Raw genomic sequence first — 20,448 nt, 5'->3', positions numbered from 1 at the left:
GTATAGCAGCATTAAAACCAAAATCCTTAAACTTGTAATCACTATAAGTATTTATTTTCTCGTAAATGAAGTATAAAGCATAAATAATCACAACAAAATTTACAACTATCTTCATGTAGGGTTGAAAAGTTTTTACATTTAATTCATTAAATACAAATATATTAAGTGCTTCTGTAATAATATAAATCAGGCCTACTGAAGAAAGTCCAATTAAAAAAATATTTTTTCTTGATAATAAATATACATTGTAAAGGTAGGTAAGACTGCAAAGATCAAGAATACAATATACTGGCATTACTATAAGATTATTGCCTGTATTTGCTAAAATATGCGCAGCAGATGCTACGACAGACATAATAATTAGATATATGTATAAAGATTTATGTAGCATATTTAGCCTGCGAAATAAAATTGCTCCAATGATAAGTCCACAGGCTAATGCTATATATTCAAGGCTTGGTAAAAAATCCTGATTTCGTATTAATTCTTCGAAGTTATTCACTCAGCATTGCTAATTCAAGTAAAAAGAAATCATTTACAGCCGCAGTAGGTCCGTATGGTGGAACTGCCTTACTAAAATCATCATAGAATACCTCTGTATCTGTTTTATTGGTAACTATCATATCTGCAATAGCCTGTGCGAGAGGATCAACTAAATCTTCCCTTAGTGCTAAATTTACCTGGCAGTCCTGTACTTCAAAATCTTCCCTGTTAATCACGAATACCTGGAAAATACCATCGGCTGTTTCCTCTATCTGCTTTTTAGCCCATGTTTTGTAGTGTGTGTTCCACCTGTGCATTCTCTCGCGTGCTATAAAATCGGGTATCCTGCCCGAAGATAAGTTCCATATTGTTGGGCACACCGTTACATACTGGTTAAATGTTTCACGGTATTCAGGCGTGTCATATTTGGCTGGTATTAAAAAGAAAGTGAACCAATTATCATGTATGCCCGGGTATGCATGTATGTACTGTGACTCATCATCAAAATCCGAAGGACTGAAAGCGAAACAGTTACCATCTTCCAGGCGCTTGATTATTTTAGCAGCATCAAAACGCAACTCATTCCATTTGCTTAACGCACTAATAATTTTTTCTCTGTTCATGTTTATATTGGTTAAATTAATAATTGTGTGCAGTTGGTATAGCAAATATATAAAGATTGATAAACACAGCAGCCGTATAGTAATAATATAACTAAAAAATAAAATCCCTGCTCTTGCAATAAGAGCAGGGATTTTCTAACAAAAGAACCATGAGTAATTAGAAGTGTTTTATACAGAATAGCATAAACAAAATCGTACCAAAAAATTAAATATGCTATATTATTTACATTCCGTTTTTGCTGCCGTCGCTTTCGCCTATACCCGAACCGCGTACGGTTGGATCGTCTTGTGTAGTAGTACGCTGTACTGTATCGGTAGCCATACCAGCGTCAGTACCTTCATCCGATACACTGCCGGAATATTGGTTATCAGCAGGGCTTTCGGTGCCATATGCATCCCCGTTGGCTTCGTTAGCATCAGCAGCGCCTTCGCTCTGGTTATTGTTTCCGCCGCAAGAGGCTATGCTTAACCCGGCAGCAAAAATACCCGTCAGTAGTAAATTTTTCATTTTCATCTTTTTCATATTGTCTTTTTTTAATTAGCAATTATCTGTACTAATACGAAGTTCGTTATTATAATATATAACTACTTACATAATTATCCTTAAACTTTACATAAGTACTTTTACTGGCTTAAAGGAAAATACAACCTGAATATAGATCCATTTCCGGGTTCGCCTTCGGCAGTAATAAAGCCTTTGTGGTTTTCCATTATTTTTTTACAGATGGCAAGGCCAATGCCTGTACCTTCATACCGTTCTTTTTGGTGCAGGCGATGAAATACTAAAAATAATTTTTCTGCAAATTCCTGTTTAAAACCAATACCGTTATCTTGTACTGATACTACATGATAAGAGCCTGGCTGCGGGCCATCATTATAATCCTCTTGCTTACAGGTAATAGTAATAACCGGCGGAACCCCCTCTTCACAGTATTTTAAAGAATTACTTAGCAGGTTTATAAACAGCTGCCTTACCTGAAAGGGTATGACACGCAGTACAGGAAGCTCTTTAAAATGTATGGTTGCCTGCTTTGTTTCACACTGAACAGATAGTTCGTTTATAGCGTCGCGCAGGGGCTCTTCAAGGCTTACGGGTACAAAAATATGTTCATCTTTATTGGCCTGAGAATACAACAGTAAATCGCTTATAAGCATCTTCATCCTTTTGGCTGCCACAGTTATACGGCTAAAATGTTCTCTTACTGCAGCGGGTGCAAGCAGTTCTTCGTCCTCTATACGCGATATATACATAATTATCTTGCGCAGGGGTTCCTGCAAATCATGGCTTACGGCATAGTTAAAAGAGGCAAGTTCATCTACAAGCTGCTCCAGCTCTTTATTCTTTTCCTCTATATTAAGAAGGGTGCTGATTTGTGAGGATATGTCGGAGGTAACCCCCATAAGTACTTTCCTTTCCTTGCACTCCAGCAGTTTTGAGACTGACTTCAGGTACCGCTGCTCTCCGCCGGGTGTTATTATCCTGAACTTTACATCTGCTATATCATTGCCATTTTTGGTAATGTTGGAGGCATTCATATAAATTTCCTTGTCATCCGGATGCACAATTTTAAGTACATCATCCGTCATAAAATCTATCTCCCCCGGTTCATAACCATATAAACGGTATAAATTATCAGAAAACTCTGTAGCATTGGTGGCTAAATCTAACTTCCAGTGCCCCATACCTGCCAGTTGTTCTACATACTGAAAACTCATTTTCTCTATTTCAGGTGCGTTTTCCATATTATCAACCGCATTTTATCATCAGTAATTTATCATAAAGTTTTGCCTGTTAAGGCCATCTGTTACATACTGCCAACTGATATTAGTTATATCTGTAATTATTTTTTTTAGTGCCGAAAACTCATCCGGCTTTTTTATATATATATTCGCCCCTTCTATAAATGCTTCTTCTACATTAGCAGGCGAAGCTGAAGTGGAATAGATTGCCACAACAATTTCTGAAAGCCGCTTATCCGACCTTATATCCTTCAGGCACTCCATGCCTGACAACCCCGGCATATTTATATCCATAAAAATAATATCAGGAAGCATTATATCTTCCTGTTTCAAATGCTCCATAAGGGTTATCCCGTCTTCAAATATTTCGAGAGTATGCTTTACCTTTATTTCTTCAAAAGCATCTTTAAAAAAAGAACGGTCATCTATATCGTCTTCCGCTAAAAAAATTTTTAGTTTGTCCTGGTACATGCAGTTTAGCTTTAGAATTAATTTTTTGCAAAGCTTCTTCGGTGTAAGGCGATTTTTTGAAAGGCTGTGGGCGTAAGTCCTGTTATTTTTTTAAACTGGTTAGAAAGATGCGCCACACTGCTGTAATGCAGCCTGTAAGCAATCTCTGTAAGTGAAATATTTTCTGTAAGCAGCAACTGCTTTACAATTTCTATTTTATGTATAATTATAAAACTCTCTATAGAAATATGGCACACTTCTGAAAATACCTGAGAAAGTGTCCTGTAACTTTCGCCAAGCTTGTCGCTTAAATAAGCCGACACTTTTACAAGAGGCGCGGCATTATCTTTATGCAGCATACATATAATAGCTTCTTTTATGCGTTGTGCCAATATCGCTTTCTGATTATCTATTACCTCTATACCATAGCTGTATAGCGTATCAGTAAGTTTTTGGTAGTTGTCTATGGTGATCGTTTTCCTAAGGCTGACTTTACCCATACCTGTAATGGTATAATCAAGGCCAAGTTTGTCTAACTGTTCCCGCAGCAGCATCCTGCATATTGTCTCGAAATTATATTTGACATAAAGATTCATAGGTATAGGTGTAGTATTTGCATAAAATTATAGAGTTTATCCGCTATATGATAATTAAATTCAATAAATTGGGAATATTATAACAGGACTTTACAGTATTATTAAGAATATCTTAACTTAAGTAAGATTATTCTGTTTGTTTAATCAATTTATTTAATGATGTTTTACTTATTACTGAATAATTTCATTCATTAAATCTATATAAACATTCCTATTCCTAACAACAGTAGATTTTTCTTCTGTGGTTATTATAGCTGCTTAAGCACTACATAACAAAGGTTTATAGAAACAGGAGTTATAAAATCTTGTGCTAAATATTATGGCTGACAAAAAGTTTATCAATAATGCCTTGCATATCTATATAAAGGTTGTATATTTGCAATCGAAACATCGCGGGATAGAGCAGTAGGTAGCTCGTCGGGCTCATAACCCGAAGGTCACTGGTTCGAGTCCAGTTCCCGCTACAAAGCGAAAGCCATTCAGAAATGAATGGCTTTTTTATATTACTATTATGGATGAATTTGTAGTATATGTGCTTTATTCTGAAAAGTATAATAAACATTATATAGGATATACCTCTAATCTTTTAGAGAGATTTAAATCGCATAATTTTTTAGGTACTAAAGGATACACTACTAAATACAGACCCTGGGTAGTTATCTATACAGAGTTTTTTCAGAGTAACAAAGAAGCTATAGAGAGGGAAAAATATTTAAAAACGGGAGCAGGAAGAGATTACATAAATCATTATAACTAAATTAATTGGAGGCTCAAATCCGCGGCGGCGGACACTGGTTCGAGTCCAGTTCCCGCTACAAAGCGAAAGCCATTCAGAAATGAGTGGCTTTTTTTGTTGGATTAACTTCACTGAATTTCAGGCAGTAATCAAAACTATGATTAAACACTTCACAAACTTTTAATTCTTATAGGAATTTTCTTTGCAAAGCTATATTTTCGCCGGTAAAATTCTGATACAATGAATGTTGTATTAAAAAGTATAGCAGAGCGTATAAGCTTTAATGAAGAAGCCGGCGAAGCCTTTTTAAAAATGCTGCACTACCGCGAACTGAAGCGGAAGGACCATCTTATGCATGAAGGTAAAATATGCGACTTTGTAATATTTATAGTGTCCGGGTGCATACGCTATTACTACATTAAAGACGGCGAAGAGCGCACCGGGCAATTCTTTTTTGAAAACGGCTGGTTTTCTGATTACCAAAGTTTTATTACGGCAACACCTACACAGCTTAATGTACAGGCTCTTGAAGACTGTAAAATGTATATGTTCTATAAGCCGGATCTTTTAAAACTGTATGATGAATGGCCGGTATTCGAACGGTTTGGCCGCCTGATAGCCGAACAGGTTGTAATGGGCATGATGCGGAAAAATGAAAGCCTTACTAATTTATCTTATGAGGAGCGGTACCTAAAGCTTATTAAAGAGCGCCCCAAGGTTGTAGAGCGTGTTCCTTTAAAATATATAGCATCTTACCTTAACATGAAACCCGAAAGCCTGAGCCGCATAAGATCAAGATTATCAGGAGGTAGAAAATCTTAACCTCAATCAATTTTTAAGATTTTTTTTAGGGATAGGTTTGCGTTGTTCAATCAATACAACGTAACAAATGAAAAAATTAATCTTAATTCTGTTCTTCTTTTTATCTTTTAAGATGCTGGGGCAAACCGGCACAATAAGGGGTACCGTTACAGATAAGCAATCTGAAACAACAATACCGGGAGCTACGGTAGCAATACTCGGTAATGAAAGTATTAATGCCGTTACAGATGATAACGGTAACTTTGAGCTGAAAGATGTGCCTATTGGCAGGCAAACGGTAACGGCTTCTTTTTTAGGGTATGAAAATGTTGCACTGCCCGAAATTGAAGTTACAACCGGTAAAGATGTTATACTTAACATCATGCTGCTGGAATCTTTTAAAGACCTTAATGAAGTTGTAATAACTTCAGAGAAAAGCAAGGCAAAGGCCATAAACAACATGGCAGCAGTATCGGTAAGGCAATTTACTACCGAAGAAGTAACACGCTATGCCGGGGGCAGAAGCGATGTGGCAAGGCTTGCCTCTAACTTTGCAGGGGTATCTACCGCTGATGACAGCAGGAACGACATTGTGGTGAGGGGAAACGCGCCAACAGGCTTATTGTGGAGGCTGGAAGGCGTACCCATACCAAGCCCCAACCACTTTTCCACTCTTGGTACAACAGGAAGCCCGGTATCTGCCCTAAACCCGAATTTATTAGCAAATTCAGATTTTATAACCTCGGCTTTCCCTGCAGAGTACGGAAATGCTATTGGCGGTGTTTTTGACCTTAACCTTAGAAAAGGCAACACACAGGATTACGAATTTATGGCAGGTATTGCAGCATTTCCGGGTGCGGAGTTTGTGGCAGAAGGCCCGTTGCTAAGGGAGAACGGAGGCTCATTTCTTGTTGCGGCACGTTATGGCTTTGTAGGGGTTCTTGGCCTTGCAGGTACAGATGCACAGCCCAACTACAGGGATTTATCTTTCAATATAAATTTCGGAAAAAGCAAAATAGGTACAATTTCAGTATTTGGTATTTACGGACAGTCTGATATCGAGTTTCTTGGAGATGAAATTGATGAAGACGATCTTTTTGCAGCCAAAGATACAGATGCTTATTTCGAATCGGGTTTTTATACTGTAGGGCTTAAACATACCATTGACATTGGCGAAAACTCCTATCTCAGGACTACTGTAGGCACGTCTTCATCTGCCGAAAATTATGAAGAGGACCGTTACTTAAATAAAGACACCCCGCAGGAAACCCGGATAAGGTACACAGAATCGGACAATACTGAAGGCAGGATAACAGTATCAACTTTGTTCAATTCCAAAATAAGCAAGAAACTTACTGTGCGTTCGGGGATATTGTTTGAGCGTTTTACTTTAGATGCCAAATTATCTGACCGGGAAGAACAGGATGACACTAATGGTGATGGCAATCCGGATCTTGTGCCGCTTTTATCTAACGACGGGAGCTATACACTCTTACAGCCTTATGCACAGGGACAGCTAAGGCTAACCGAAAAGCTTACACTTAATGCGGGGCTGCACGGCCAGTATTTTTCGGTAAACGAACAGTTTGTTGCGGAGCCGAGAGTATCCTTTAGCTATGCCATTAACCAAAAAAGCAATTTGAACATCGGTTACGGACTACACCACCAAAATGTAGCGGCACCTTTACTTTTCCTGGAAGAAAATGTAAACGGAACTTTTGTACAGACAAACCGTGACCTTGATTTGGTAAGGAGCAGTCACTATGTTATTGGCTATGATTTTAGGTTTGCAGAAAAATGGAGGGCAAAGGCAGAGGTATATTATCAGGATATAGACAAAGCGGCTGTAGAGAGGAACCCGACAAGTTACTCTTCTTTAACAGAAGGTGCAGACTTTGTTTTCTCCCGCGATAAAACCTCTCTTGTAAGCAAAGGCACAGGCTATAACACAGGGATTGAACTTACAATAGAAAAGTTTTTCAGTAAAGGTTACCATGCCCTGTTTACAACATCATTGTTTGAAAGTAAATATGAAGGCAGCGACGGTATAGAACGCAACTCTCCTTTTAATAACCGCTATGTTATAAACCTGCTTGCCGGTAAAGAGTTTTTTGTTGGCAAAGCTAAAAAGAACATATTCTCTATCAATACCAAGTTTACAACTGCGGGCGGGCGTTACTACACGCCGGTAGATTTAGAGGCATCCAGGGCAGCAGGATATGAAATAAGGGATGAGCTTAATGCTTACAGCCTTCAGTATGACCCATATTTACGTATCGACCTTAAACTTGGCATGAAGTTTAACAGCAGTACTAAAAAAACCTCGCATCAGTTTTATGTTGATTTCCAGAACATAACCGATAACCAAAACGTTTTTACAAGAGATTATAACAGGTTAACACAAAATGTTGACCAGATAAACCAGATAGGCTTTGCGCCTGACTTTGGCTACAGGTTCCAGTTTTAAATGTACATATGGGGTTACGTTAGGATTCCGGCAATATACTTTACAGTTGAGCCGGTTTCTGTATTTATACAATTGTTATATTTTTTATAATAATGCCTGAGCCACTCTTTAAGGGTGGCTTTTTTAATTGTTCCTTGCTTATCTTTAACCCATAAACCATAAACTATGGCTTTTTACATAGCACTTGCAGTATTTGCAATAATCGGGATATACATATACACTAGCACAAGTCGCAGGGCTGTAAGCCCATTTCCTGAAGAATGGAAACCTTTATTATCTGAAAACGTTGTTTATTACCGTAACCTTACCCCCGAAAGGCAGGCTGTTTTTCGTAAAAAAATAATGCAGTTTTTAAGCGAGGTATATATAGATGGTGTTAGTACTGAGATTACAGACCTTGATAAAATATTAATTGCCGCAAGTGCGGTTATACCTGTTTTCGGGTTTAAAGAGTGGCATTACTATAACCTGAGTGGTGTGTTGCTGTACCCCGATCATTTTAATCACGATCTTGAGTTTGCCGATAATATAAATGACAGGAACATTGGAGGGCTTATCGGCACCGGGCGTTTTGAAAAGCAGATGGTACTTTCGCGCAGGGCACTGTACCATGGTTTCCGGAATATAACCGATAAAAGCAATACCGGTATTCATGAGTTTGTTCACCTTATAGACAAAATGGACGATATGACCGATGGCGTGCCAGAACATATTATGCAGCAGGAATATGTAGTGCCGTGGCTCGACCTAATTCACCGCGAAATGGAAGCAATTAACGATGATGACTCTGACATCCGTAAATATGGCGCAACCAACCGCGCCGAATTTTTTGCAGTGGCATCTGAATATTTTTTTGAACGCCCCGGGCTGTTAAAAAGAAAGCACCCTGAATTATACAGGATGCTCACAAGTTTCTTTAAGCAAAAACCTAAGCCAATTAAATAGGCTTCTGTTGCTATTGCCACACAATTTCCTGAGAGGTATCGCTGTAAATTTCACCGTTAGATTTTTCAACTTCAATTGTAAATTTATGAGGTATATTATCAGCAGGTCTTTCATTAATATACATATACAGGTAATTTATTTCAGAAGGCTGAAAGTCTGTTAACCTGCCCTCTGCAGCAATACCTTCAACAGTGCCTGCTCTAACATATATCAGGTCATTAAGCTCGGTTCCTGCCGGATGTGTTTCATCAAAGTCTGCATCACTGGTAACTGAAATACGTATCAACGGATACTTAGGACCACCAGATCCTTTGTCACAATCAACAGCAGCATAAGCAGCATTGTAATTTAAATTCACTTTTGCTGCCATATAATTCCTGTTAACCTGACGATAACCAAACGAAAGGCTGTCATTTTCTGCTACAATTGGGTTATCTACCTTTGTTTTAATACCATCATAATCATAATATGTTAAGTTCCCGCAACAACTTATAAATCCGGCAAGGTTAAGCACAAAAAATGCAATTAAAATTTTCTTTTTCATTTTTTTTAAGTTTTGGCATCATAGCAAAATGCCGTTTATTTTTCATAGCATTGATAAACTAATATCGCATCAATATTATAAAAAATAACGCAAGTATAAACAAAAAAGGTATGCTCATAATAAAGCTGTAACTTTGCATTTCTAATTCAGGTAAGATTATGGAACATAAAGCAGGCTTCGTAAATATTATTGGCAACCCCAATGTTGGCAAAAGTACCCTTATGAACGCGCTGGTAGGCGAACGCCTCAGTATTATTACAAGTAAGGCACAAACAACCCGTCACCGCATATTAGGCATTGTTAATGGTGATGATTTTCAGGTGGTTTTAAGCGATACTCCGGGTATTATCAAGCCGGCCTATGAGCTGCAAACCAGCATGATGGATTTTGTTAAAAGTGCCTTTGAAGATGCCGATATCCTTATCTATATGGTTGAGGTGGGGGAAAAAGAACTTAAGGATGAAGCTTTTTTCAATAAGATAATCCATGCCAAAATACCGGTATTGCTTTTACTCAATAAAATTGATAAATCTACCCAGGAACAACTTGAAGAGCAGGTAGCGCTCTGGAAGGAAAAGGTGCCAAATGCCGAAATTTACCCCATATCGGCTTTGGAAAACTTTTCCGTTCAGGAGGTTTTTAACCGCATACTGGAACTCCTGCCGCAATCGCCACCGTTTTACCCGAAAGATGCCCTTACCGATAAGCCGGAGCGCTTTTTTGTAAACGAAACCATACGCGAAAAAATATTGCTTAACTATGATAAAGAGATACCCTATGCAGTAGAGATAGAGACGGAAGAGTTTCTTGAAGATGATGATATCATCCGCATAAAGGCGGTTATCATGGTAGAGCGTGACACGCAAAAAGGGATTATAATAGGCCACAAAGGTGCTGCAATTAAAAAAGTGGGGATACAGGCACGCGAAGACCTTGAAAAGTTCTTCGGTAAACAGATACACATAGAAATGTTTGTGAAAGTAAATAAGAACTGGCGCAGCAACCCTTACCAGTTAAGGAGGTTTGGGTATAACAACAAATAACAGGCAAAAGCAAGGAGGCAAGAGGCAATAGCTTCTAAAAACTATTAACTAATGCCTAATGCCTTATAACTTATTATGATTACTTTTGCAAAAAATTAAAATAAGCTGATGAATAATATCGTAGCCATAGTAGGACGCCCAAATGTAGGTAAATCTACTTTTTTTAACCGCCTGATACAGCGCAGGGAAGCTATTGTTGACGCTGTGAGTGGTGTGACGCGCGACAGGAACTACGGAAAAAGCGAATGGAACGGAAAACAATTTTCTGTTATAGATACAGGAGGATACATAAAAGGATCTGATGATATTTTTGAAGGCGAAATACGCAGGCAGGTAGAGCTTGCCATTGATGAGGCCGATGTTATTGTTTTTGTTGTGGATGTAGAAGAGGGTATTACCCCAATGGATGAAGAAGTGGCAAAACTGCTCCGCAAGGTTACCAAACCGGTTATGCTGGCAGTAAACAAGGTAGATAACGCCATGCGCGAAAAAGATGCCATAGAGTTTTATAACCTTGGGCTTGGCGATTACTATACTTTTGCAGGTATGAGCGGCTCCGGCACAGGCGAACTGCTGGATGCACTTGTAGAGCTGCTGCCGCATGAAACAGGAGAAAATGAGGGCGATGAGCTACCGCGTTTTGCAGTAGTGGGCCGTCCGAACGCCGGTAAATCATCTTTTATAAATGCACTGATTGGCGAAGACCGTTTTGTGGTAACCGATATTGCCGGTACCACCCGCGATGCTATAGATACAACCTACAACCGTTTTGGCTTTGAGTTTAAGCTGGTAGATACCGCCGGTATCCGACGTAAGGCTAAGGTTAAGGAAGACCTTGAGTTCTACTCGGTAATGCGTTCGGTAAGGGCGATAGAGCACAGCGATATATGTATACTGGTTATAGATGCCACGCGTGGCTTTGAAGGACAGGACCAAAGCATCTTTTGGCTGGCAGAAAAAAACCGTAAAGGCGTTGTAATACTGGTAAACAAATGGGACCTGGTAGATAAAGAAACCAATACCGTGCGTGATTATGAGCGTGCCATACGTGAGCAGCTGCAACCGTTTAATGATGTGCCCATCCTGTTTGTGTCGGCACTTACCAAGCAGCGTTTGTTAAAAGCGCTGGAGACTGCCGTTGAGGTATACGAGAACAGGAAACAGCGTATAGCTACTTCCAAACTTAACGAAATAATGCTGCCTATTATAGAGCATAACCCGCCACCGGCACTAAAGGGCAAATATGTAAAAATTAAGTTTTGCATGCAGTTGCCTACCCCTACCCCACAGTTTGTATTTTTTTGCAACTTGCCACAGTATGTAAAAGAGCCTTACAAGCGTTATCTTGAAAACAAGATGAGGGAAATTTTTAACCTTACAGGCGTGCCTATAGATATTTACTTCAGGCAGAAATAATAAAACGAAACCGAAGCAGTTGCTTCGGTTTTTTTTTAATCCTCAAGCGTTTCAACAGGCTCATCTTCATACCAGTCCTTAAATGTTTTATCTGTCTTGTAATCATCGGTAAGTATTTTGTATACCATATAAATAGTTAGTGCCTGTCCTGCTATGCACATTGCAAAAAGCGCTGTAAAAGGCAGGCCGTAATGTGCCAGCATAATGTATATTACCAAAAACGCAGTTGTAAAAACAACTAATTTGTGTATGTAGCTTTTCATAACTCAAAATTTTAACACTTTAAAATTACAAACCATTAAAAGTTTAATGCGTTAAAAATCATATAATTAACAAACACCTAAACTTTTTAACACGAATTGCAAAAGCAAAACCCTTGCAGAAAGAATACTAAAACAGTTAATTAGCGGTTTATTAGGGTTACCCTTACTATAACCAACCAACTTAACATGTTCAGACTATTAATTACTGCATTAGTATTGCTGTGCACAACAGCCACGTTTAGCCAAAATATAACATTAAAAGGAAAAGTTACCGACCCTGATGACTTTCCGCTTGAGTCGGCAACAGTTTACCTTACATCCGTTAAAGACACTACCCTTGTAGATTATACCATTAGTGATAAAAATGGTAACTGGGAAATTAAAACACGTGTAAAGGAAGAACCCATAGACCTGAAGATTTCCTACATGGGTTTTGCCGATTATCGGCAGCGGCTTGAAAGTATTACTGCCGATAACGATTTTGGCACCCTTAAAATGGCTGATAAAGCTACAGAGCTTAATGAAGTAGTAGTTGAGGGAGAAATACCCCCTATCCGTGTAAAAAGTGACACACTGGAGTTTAATGCGGCTTCTTTTAAAGTGCGCCCAGATGCTAATGTAGAAGCCCTGCTAAAGCAACTGCCGGGCGTTGAGGTAAGTTCTGACGGAAAAATAACCGTTAACGGTAAAGAAGTAAACCAGGTTTTGGTTAACGGTAAACCTTTTTTTGATGAAAACGGAAAAATTGCCCTGCAAAACCTGCCTGCCGAAATTATAGATAAAATACAGGTTAGCGATACCAAAACCAAGCAGGAAGAGCTTTCGGGTGAAACTGCAAGCGGCGATAACGCCAGTATAAACCTTACCATACAGGAAGACAAGAACAAAGGGCTCTTTGGCAGGCTTATGGGCGGCTACGGCACCGATGACCGGTATGAAACCAGTGGCATGGTAAACTATTTTAAAGACAAACGCAAAATAAGCGTGTTGGCGTCCAGCAACAATATTAACTCCACAGGCTTTTCTATGGATGAGATATTCGACAGCATGGGCGGCGGGCGCAATTACTCTATTTATACAACATCAGACGGGGCTTTTAATATTAACGGCATGCAGTTTGGCGGCGGCAGCGGTATAACCCGGTCTAACCTGATTGGTATCAATTATTCTGATGAGTGGGTAAAAGATTCTGAAAACAGTACCAGCTATTTTTATACACAAGCCGATACCGAAAATGAGAACCGCACACGCCAGACTACTTTCCTTACCGAAAATGAAACAGGCGGCGGCGCAACAACAACAGGGGAAAGCATTACTACAGAGTCGGCATCTAAATCAGATACAGACAAATATGCCCATAATTTTAATACGCAATTTGAGTTTAAGATAGACTCTACCGCGACAATATTTTTCGATCCTCAATTCAGCAGGGCAAACAGTAAATACCGTAATATTGAAAGCCAGACTAGCGTTAACCAGGATAATGAGCTTTTAAACGAAAGCTCGGGTACCTCATATAACGAAAGTGATAATGATGCTTACGAAGGCTCAATATGGTTCAATAAATCCTTTAACAGTAAAAAAGGGCGCTATGTTAGCGGTTATATAAATACCAGTAACCGCAAAGACGACAGTTCTAATTTTTTACAATCTGTCACTACTTTTTACAATGGTGAAGACATTGATGGCGACGGGCTCCCCGATATTACCGAAGATAACCGTAACCAGTTAAGGCGAAACATACAGACACAGGACAACTATTATTTTCAGCTTGAATATACAGAGCCGGTTACAGACTCCATTAAAATATCCGTTTCGGGAGATTACAGGATAAGGGGATCTGTAGAAAACCGTGATGGCTTTGATTTTGATGAGGCAACAGGCGGATATACTGATTTTAACAGCCTGCTTACCAATTACCTTCGTTCTGACCTTAATGATTTTTCGCCAAAGGTTGGCATGCAGCTTAATAAAAGTAAGCTGAACATTAGCTTTGATGCCGGTGTGCGCATTGCCGACTTTAATAACTTTGGCTCTTACATGGGCACTGATTATGAAGTTAATAAAGATTACCTGTTACCCGCAGCTAATTTTAATTTTCGCTACAGGTTTACTAAATCGCAATCGGCATACTTTTATTATAACTATAGTGTAGATTTCCCGAACGCGAGCCAGATACTGCCTATTGAAGACCTTAGCAACCCACTTATAACACAAACAGGTAACCCCGATATTGATTTGAATAAAGGGCATTATTTTTATGCTAACTTCAGGGATTATGATTATTCTACCCGCTCAGGCTATAACTTTTATGGTGGCGGTAATTTCTACGACAGCAGGGTAGTTAGCAATACATTTATTGACGATAGTGCCAAAAGGGTTACAACCTACACTAACGTTGCAGGCACATTCAACACCTGGTTTGGTGGTTACTATAATAAATCTGTAAAGAATGAAGCCCATACTTTCCGGTACAGCGCAGGCATAAACGGTAATGTTAACCGCTGGAAAGGCTTTACAAACGGCGGCCTTTATGCTGCCAACCAGTACAGCTTTAACCCACAGGGCAGTTTTACGTATGAGTATGGCGAATTGCTTGTAATTAACCCTTCTTACGAGTTTTCGTATGATGAAACCCATTACACCAACTATGCTACAGATGTGGCTTATAACGCCACGCACAGGCTTATGCTGCAAACCACATCATACTGGCCCAAGCATTTTGTTTTTGGTAACGATTTCAGCTATAACTATAACTCGAACCTCGGTTCGGGCTTCCGCAGGGATTTTTACCTCTGGAACATGAGCCTCGGCTATAACTTTATGAACGACAACCTGCTGTTTAAAGTTAAGGTATATGACCTTTTAAACCAAAACACAGGAACATCAAGAACTGTAACGGCAACATCTGTTTACGATCAGCAAAATGTTGTATTGCAGCGTTATGCCATGTTTTCGCTTACCTTTAAGTTTGATAAATTTGGCACTAACAAAAAAGATGATAATGAAGGCGGCTCCCGCTTCTGGTGGTTTTAACATTATATAACCAAAACAGCAAGGCTATGGCTAAATACCTGCTGCTGCTATTCTTTTTAATGCCTGCTATTTGTGCGGCACAAAGCATTACCCTGCAGGGTAAGGTAACAGACCCTGACGACATTCCGCTGGAATCGGCAACGGTTTACCTTATTACAGTGACAGACAGCACCGTAATAGATTATACGCTTTCTGACAGCGAGGGCAAATGGGAAATTAAAACCCGGGAAAAAGATGCAGTAACAGATTTACGGATATCGTATATAAGCTTTAGCGACTATAAACAACGCCTTGAACAGCTTAAAGGTGATAAAGATTTTGGGACTATTAAACTTGAGGAAAAGCCAACAGAACTTAACGAAGTAATTGTAGAGGGAGATATACCGCCTGTCAGGGTAAAAAAAGATACACTGGAGTTTAACGCTTCATCATTTAAAGTACGGCCCGATGCCAATGTAGAAGCGTTGCTTAAAAAGTTGCCGGGGGTAGAGATAGATGCAAACGGCAACATAACCATCAACGGAAAATCTGTAAGCAAAATACTTGTAAACGGAAAGCCTTTTTTTGATGAAAACGGGCAAATAGCCCTTCAAAACCTACCTGCGGATATTATTGATAAAGTCCAGGTAACCGATACAAAAACCGCAAAAGAAGAACTTACCAAACAAGATGCGTCAGGGCAGCTATCTACAATAAACCTTACCATAAAAAAAGGCAAGAACAAAGGGACTTTTGGCAAAGCCACAGCCGGATACGGTACTAATGAGCGCTATGAGGGCAGTGTTATGGCTAATTTTTTCAGGGATGAAACAAAGATAAGCTTTGTTGGCTCCAGCAATAACATTAACTCGTCTGGGCTGGATTTTGGCGGAGGAATGGGTAGCGGCAGGATGTCTTACAGAATGGGCGGTATGGGTATGGGCATGATGCAGTATACGGGAGGATCGGGTATAACACGGTCGGGTACAACAGGCATTAACTATTCTGATGAATTGATAAAAGATTTTGACTCTACTGTCAGTTATTTTTACAATAACTCTGACTCAGAAAATGAAAACCGTACGAACCAGGTCACTTTTATTACTGCCGGCCAGGACGAAGATACAGATGCCGAAAGAAGTATTACTACTAATTCAGCATCAATAAGCAACAGCGAAAGGCAATCGCATAATGTTAATTCGCGTTTCCGTATAGAGATAGACTCTACCTCATCACTGCACTTTGACCCAAGGTTCTCTTCATCACAATCAAAAACACGAGCCAGGTCTTCTCAAACTGCCGTTAACCAGGACGGGGAACTACTAAACGAAAGCTCAGGCTCAACTTTAAATGATAGTAAGAGTAATGACTTTAACGGCTCGTTAGTTTATAACAAAGTTTTAAACAAACGTAAAAGTTTTATTGCTGTAAGTATGCAGGGCAATAGGAATACTAATAACAGTGCTGATTTTAACCAGTCACAAACCGCATTTTATAACCAGGACGTTGACGGAGACGGTGAACCCGACATAGTAACCGATAACCGGAACCAGGTGCAGTACAACCGGCAGGAACGTGGCAGTTATGCTTTAGAAACCGAATATAGCGAGTATGTTACCGACTCGCTGCAATTAAATACCTCATTGCAATACAGCCACCAAAACAATGTAGCTGACCGTGACGGCTTTAATTTTGATGAGACTGCAGGAAGCTTTACAGACCGTAACGACTCTATAAGTAATTACCAGTATTCCGAAAACAGCGCTTTTACACCAAAGCTGGGGCTTACATGGAGGCGAAAGAAGTTCAGGGTAAACCTGTCAGGAGGGCCTGCTTTTACGAGGCTTCATAATGAAGGTGGTTATATGGGCCTCAATTATAACATTACCAAAAATTATGTAGTTCCTGATTTGCAGGGAAGCCTGTTTTATAACATTACTAAAAGTAAAACCGTTTCTTTAAACTACAACTATAATATTAACCTTCCTGATGCAAGGCAGCTCTTACCCATACAGGATCTTAGTAATCCGCTTTCTACACAGGTTGGTAATCCAAATTTAAATCCTTCCGCTAATCATGGTATTGCGCTAAACCTTCAGTCTTATGATATGGCCGGCCGCAGGGGCTTGTACTTAATGGGGAGTTTTAATTATACCGAAAACAGCATTGTAAGTAATACCGTAATAGATGATAGCGGTAAAAGCACCACAAGCTATACCAACATATCAGGGAACTATTCTACACGAATTTCAGCGAATTGGAATAAATCATATAAGCGGGAAGCAAACTCTTTTATGGTTGGTTTGGGCCTAAGTACAGGCTTAAACCACAGCAGGGGCTTTAACAACGGCACCCTTTATGAGGCCGACCAGCTTAGTTTAGGCCCGCGGGTTAGCATAAACTGGGATTATGGCGAACTTATAAGTGCCTCAACATGGTATAATTATAATTACAACAGCACAAGTTATACTAATTATACCATAGACCGTACTTCTTTCGGAAGCCATTCTTTAAGTGTAAACGCAACTTCTTACTGGCCTAAAAATTTTGTTTTTGCCAACGATCTTAGTTTTAATTACAACCCGCGGCTGGGCGCAGGCTTCAGGAAAAGCTCTTATTTATGGAACATGAGCCTTGGATACAATATTATAGAGAACAAGCTGATGATGCGTGTAAGGGTTTATGACCTTTTAAAGCAGAATGTTGGTACACAGCGTACTGTAAGCGAAACATCTATAACCGACCAGCAGAATACGGTTTTAGGGCGTTATGCCATGTTTAGCCTTACATATAGCTTTAATCACTTTGCTAAAAGCGATAATAAATAAACCTGCATTACTTAATTGAAAATGTGGCAGTGAGCTTAAGGGCAAGGTTATCGTTAAAACTGTCATATGCATAGCCCCCATATCGGTAAAAGGCACCCGCACCCAAACCCAGATAACCTATGTTAAGGTAATTCATTTTTAACAGATGATCGAGCTGCAGGCCTGTTTCAAGATAAAGCTTATCCTTTATTTTATAATCAAAATTTTGAGGGTTTTGAAATGCTGTGTTTTCCAGACTGCCCCATCCAATATTATTATGGATGGAAATATGGGGCTGAAAGCTGCCAGCCTTGAATAACAGCCCGCCAAAGTTATGGCTGGTAAACAGGTTAACATATCTGTCAGACAAAAACTCATAAGGCGTCATGGTCTGGAAGGTGTTTTTTATAATCACTTTTACATCATTATCATAGCTGCCCTCGCCTGTAAAAAGTAAGCCAAACGGAAGTGGCTTATCTATGTAACCTGCCTCTGCCCTGAAGGTAGAGTTACCGAAATTCTTAGTAAAAAAAGTATGTTGTACTATCGCTTCTATTTTATTATAATTAAAATCGCCCTCAATAAATCCGCCAAGCCCACGGGTATAGTTTACATACAGCACAGGATAAGGCAAATCTGTAGTAACACGCTGCCCGAAAGACTGTACAATTTTTTCCTTATAAGCAAACCGCATACTTACACCCAGGCTGGTATTGGTATAGCGGAAGGTTTGGGGGTTTGTGCCTGAAAATACATATTCATATTTAGGGGTAACTTTTGCATGGCTAAGGCTTACATTCCATTTGGTGTAACGTAGCGCCCTGAAAGCCGTTGTAAAACTTTCTTCACGGATCCTGTCAAAGCGTGAGGCAATAACATTCCTGAAATCGTAGTAACTGAATTCAGGAAACTTAAATGTATGCTCGCCAACCTCAACTATATTGTCCTGGTATTTTAATCCTACTGTAAATTCATGCTTCTCTGAAAGCTCATAATTTACAGAGGCTCCGTACTTCCATTCATAATCTTTGGTACCGTAGCCAAAAAAGCCTCCTAACTCTACTTTTTCAAATAATCTGTCATTGGTATATGCACCAAGCCCTAACCGGAAACCTTCATACTTATTATATACAAGGGTTTTGCCAATATCAATATCTAAAAATTTTACAGGAACCCTTCCCTTTACCATTTTTTCCATAAGAGTTAGCAACCCGTCAAAATTATTTTTTTGGCCTATGCTGTCAATAACCCTGTATGTAGTGATATCTGAACTTTCAAGCGGCGTGTTACGCACATTAGCCCAATAAATGCTGTCTTTTTTTGCTGCATCCTCTTTAATCCAGACCGACTCAACCCTAAAGTCCCTTTTATTAATAGGCGTATTTATGGCAACAGAATCTATATAACTTTTACCCTCCACAATCATTCCTGAACCGGGTTCAGGATAGTTATTCAGTTCCATTGCATAATCAAGCTGTTGCGGAAACCAGTAACCCTCGGGCGTATACACATACTGCTGTTGTATGCGCAGGTCTATTTTACCTTTTTCATAAGGGGCTGCTGTTACATTTTGTATGGCATATTTGTTTGTATTGATATACAAAAGCCCGGTTAGCCCTTCAAAATTTTTTCGTGGCAGTGGCTTATACGAAATAACATATACCGTATCACGGTTTGCATATAATGTATCCTGTAATGTAAAGCGGTATTTGTTAAGACTGCCTCTGCTTACAGGATTAAGGTAATTTATATTGAGAAAGGGTATATTATCATCATAAAAAGAAAATGGCTGCATATCGGTAGCGAGGGATGCAAAGGAAGGATTGCTGAAACCCGATACTTTAGTAGCCAGCACCACCTCTTCGCTGTTATCGGGGCTTACATAGCGGCGTTCGGTTACAGATTCCATCATAAAAATATGCCCGTCTTTCAGTATGTTCTTAGCTTCTATACTGTCCTTTAGCTTTTGGCCTTTCAGGTCAAACGTTACTTTGTTATAGCACCTGTAAATGAATGATGAAAGGTTCTCCGGGTTGTTAGCATCTTTATTGGCTATTACCTTGCGAATTATCCTGTTGGCAGGATTTTCGCCGGGGGTTATAACAACCTCATTCAGCTCATTAGCCGAAAACTGTAGGGCAATGCTAATATTCTGCGTATTGCTGCCTATTTGCATAACAACATCCTGATAGCCCACATAGCTGCATTTAAGCGTTGTAACAGGTTTGGAAGAGCTGTACTGAAAATTACCATTAATATCGGTAGTTATGCCCTGTTTTGGGTCATTATTAAAAATGATACTTGCAAAAGCAAGTGGCTCTTTTGTCGCTTCATCTGTAACCGTGCCGCTTATGCGCACCTGGCCAAAAAGCAACACCGGAAAAAGAATACACAATAATAAAAGGTATTTTTTGAAGCAAATTTTTAGTATCATATAATTAATAATGATTTATATCCGGGAAACTAAAATATAAAAAAAGAGGGCTGCAAAAACTGCAACCCATAAATTATATCAATTG

At 39.4% G+C, this 20,448-nt stretch carries 17 protein-coding genes and 1 tRNA gene; 9 read left to right on the top strand and 9 right to left on the bottom strand.

The window, feature by feature from the left end; translation table 11 throughout:
- From Q0K96_RS08120 to Q0K96_RS08095, 6 genes are all read right to left on the bottom strand, one after another.
- Positions 1–502: hypothetical protein (locus tag Q0K96_RS08120; RefSeq protein WP_297333503.1), on the bottom strand; the 502-nt coding region annotated here is incomplete at its 3' end.
- On the bottom strand, positions 495–1,106 hold the full coding sequence (locus Q0K96_RS08115) for a hypothetical protein (protein WP_297333502.1): 612 nt from the start codon (positions 1,104–1,106) through the stop codon (positions 495–497). The genes Q0K96_RS08115 and Q0K96_RS08120, both read right to left, overlap by 8 nt.
- 223 nt (positions 1,107–1,329) lie before the next feature.
- Positions 1,330–1,629 (bottom strand): hypothetical protein, encoded by a 300-nt coding sequence (locus Q0K96_RS08110; RefSeq protein ID WP_297333501.1) that lies wholly within the window; start codon positions 1,627–1,629, stop codon positions 1,330–1,332.
- Positions 1,630–1,730: 101 nt separating this feature from the next.
- Positions 1,731–2,849: a PAS domain-containing sensor histidine kinase gene (locus Q0K96_RS08105; RefSeq protein ID WP_297333500.1), complete on the bottom strand. Its 1,119-nt coding sequence runs from the start codon at positions 2,847–2,849 to the stop codon at positions 1,731–1,733.
- A gap of 21 nt (positions 2,850–2,870) precedes the next feature.
- The gene (locus Q0K96_RS08100; protein WP_297333499.1) at positions 2,871–3,317 is read right to left on the bottom strand and encodes a response regulator; all 447 of its coding nucleotides are present in this window, start codon (positions 3,315–3,317) and stop codon (positions 2,871–2,873) included.
- A gap of 17 nt (positions 3,318–3,334) precedes the next feature.
- Positions 3,335–3,892, bottom strand: a complete 558-nt coding sequence (locus tag Q0K96_RS08095; RefSeq protein WP_297333498.1) for a helix-turn-helix domain-containing protein — start codon at positions 3,890–3,892, stop codon at positions 3,335–3,337.
- A gap of 391 nt (positions 3,893–4,283) precedes the next feature.
- Here Q0K96_RS08095 and Q0K96_RS08090 point away from each other — a divergent pair.
- The 5 genes from Q0K96_RS08090 (at position 4,284) to Q0K96_RS08070 (ending at position 8,841) form a co-directional block, all read left to right on the top strand.
- Positions 4,284–4,356: transfer RNA gene (locus tag Q0K96_RS08090), tRNA-Met, on the top strand.
- A 47-nt stretch (positions 4,357–4,403) separates the two neighbouring features.
- Entirely contained in the window at positions 4,404–4,649 is a 246-nt protein-coding gene (locus tag Q0K96_RS08085; protein WP_297333497.1) for a GIY-YIG nuclease family protein, read from the top strand.
- 219 nt (positions 4,650–4,868) lie between these two features.
- Positions 4,869–5,450, top strand: coding sequence for a Crp/Fnr family transcriptional regulator (locus Q0K96_RS08080; RefSeq protein ID WP_297333496.1), 582 nt, complete (start codon positions 4,869–4,871; stop codon positions 5,448–5,450).
- Positions 5,451–5,517: 67 nt separating this feature from the next.
- The gene (locus tag Q0K96_RS08075; RefSeq protein WP_297333495.1) at positions 5,518–7,896 is read left to right on the top strand and encodes a TonB-dependent receptor; all 2,379 of its coding nucleotides are present in this window, start codon (positions 5,518–5,520) and stop codon (positions 7,894–7,896) included.
- A gap of 165 nt (positions 7,897–8,061) precedes the next feature.
- Positions 8,062–8,841, top strand: coding sequence for a M90 family metallopeptidase (locus tag Q0K96_RS08070; RefSeq protein ID WP_297333494.1), 780 nt, complete (start codon positions 8,062–8,064; stop codon positions 8,839–8,841).
- Between the two features lie 10 nt (positions 8,842–8,851).
- Here Q0K96_RS08070 and Q0K96_RS08065 read toward each other — a convergent pair whose 3' ends face one another.
- The gene (locus tag Q0K96_RS08065; RefSeq protein ID WP_297333493.1) at positions 8,852–9,385 is read right to left on the bottom strand and encodes a hypothetical protein; all 534 of its coding nucleotides are present in this window, start codon (positions 9,383–9,385) and stop codon (positions 8,852–8,854) included.
- A gap of 158 nt (positions 9,386–9,543) precedes the next feature.
- On the opposite strand from Q0K96_RS08065, the gene era reads away from it, so the two are divergent.
- Positions 9,544–10,428 carry a GTPase Era gene (gene era / locus Q0K96_RS08060; RefSeq protein ID WP_297333492.1) on the top strand — a complete coding sequence of 295 codons (885 nt, stop codon included), beginning with the start codon at positions 9,544–9,546 and terminating at the stop codon, positions 10,426–10,428.
- Between the two features lie 108 nt (positions 10,429–10,536).
- Positions 10,537–11,844, top strand: coding sequence for a ribosome biogenesis GTPase Der (gene der, locus Q0K96_RS08055; protein WP_297333491.1), 1,308 nt, complete (start codon positions 10,537–10,539; stop codon positions 11,842–11,844).
- A 35-nt stretch (positions 11,845–11,879) separates the two neighbouring features.
- Here der and Q0K96_RS08050 read toward each other — a convergent pair whose 3' ends face one another.
- The gene (locus Q0K96_RS08050) at positions 11,880–12,107 is read right to left on the bottom strand and encodes a hypothetical protein (protein ID WP_297333490.1); all 228 of its coding nucleotides are present in this window, start codon (positions 12,105–12,107) and stop codon (positions 11,880–11,882) included.
- Positions 12,108–12,293: 186 nt separating this feature from the next.
- Between Q0K96_RS08050 and Q0K96_RS08045 the strand changes: the two genes are divergently transcribed.
- Together Q0K96_RS08045 and Q0K96_RS08040 are read left to right on the top strand one after the other, a co-directional pair.
- Complete coding sequence (locus tag Q0K96_RS08045; RefSeq protein ID WP_297333489.1) at positions 12,294–15,143, top strand: outer membrane beta-barrel protein; 2,850 nt, start codon at positions 12,294–12,296, stop codon at positions 15,141–15,143.
- Positions 15,144–15,169: 26 nt separating this feature from the next.
- The gene (locus Q0K96_RS08040) at positions 15,170–17,950 is read left to right on the top strand and encodes an outer membrane beta-barrel protein (protein ID WP_297333488.1); all 2,781 of its coding nucleotides are present in this window, start codon (positions 15,170–15,172) and stop codon (positions 17,948–17,950) included.
- 7 nt (positions 17,951–17,957) lie between these two features.
- Here the strand turns inward: Q0K96_RS08040 and Q0K96_RS08035 are convergent, their stop codons facing one another.
- On the bottom strand, positions 17,958–20,363 hold the full coding sequence (locus Q0K96_RS08035; RefSeq protein ID WP_297333487.1) for a DUF5686 and carboxypeptidase-like regulatory domain-containing protein: 2,406 nt from the start codon (positions 20,361–20,363) through the stop codon (positions 17,958–17,960).
- Between the last annotated feature and the right edge of the window lie 85 nt (positions 20,364–20,448).

The sequence above is a fragment of the Flavobacterium sp. genome, assembly GCF_024305175.1.
In the GTDB taxonomy this organism is placed as follows: domain Bacteria; phylum Bacteroidota; class Bacteroidia; order Flavobacteriales; family Flavobacteriaceae; genus Flavobacterium.
Note: the sequence above shows the minus strand (reverse complement) of the source record. Positions and strands in the feature narration are given on the sequence as shown.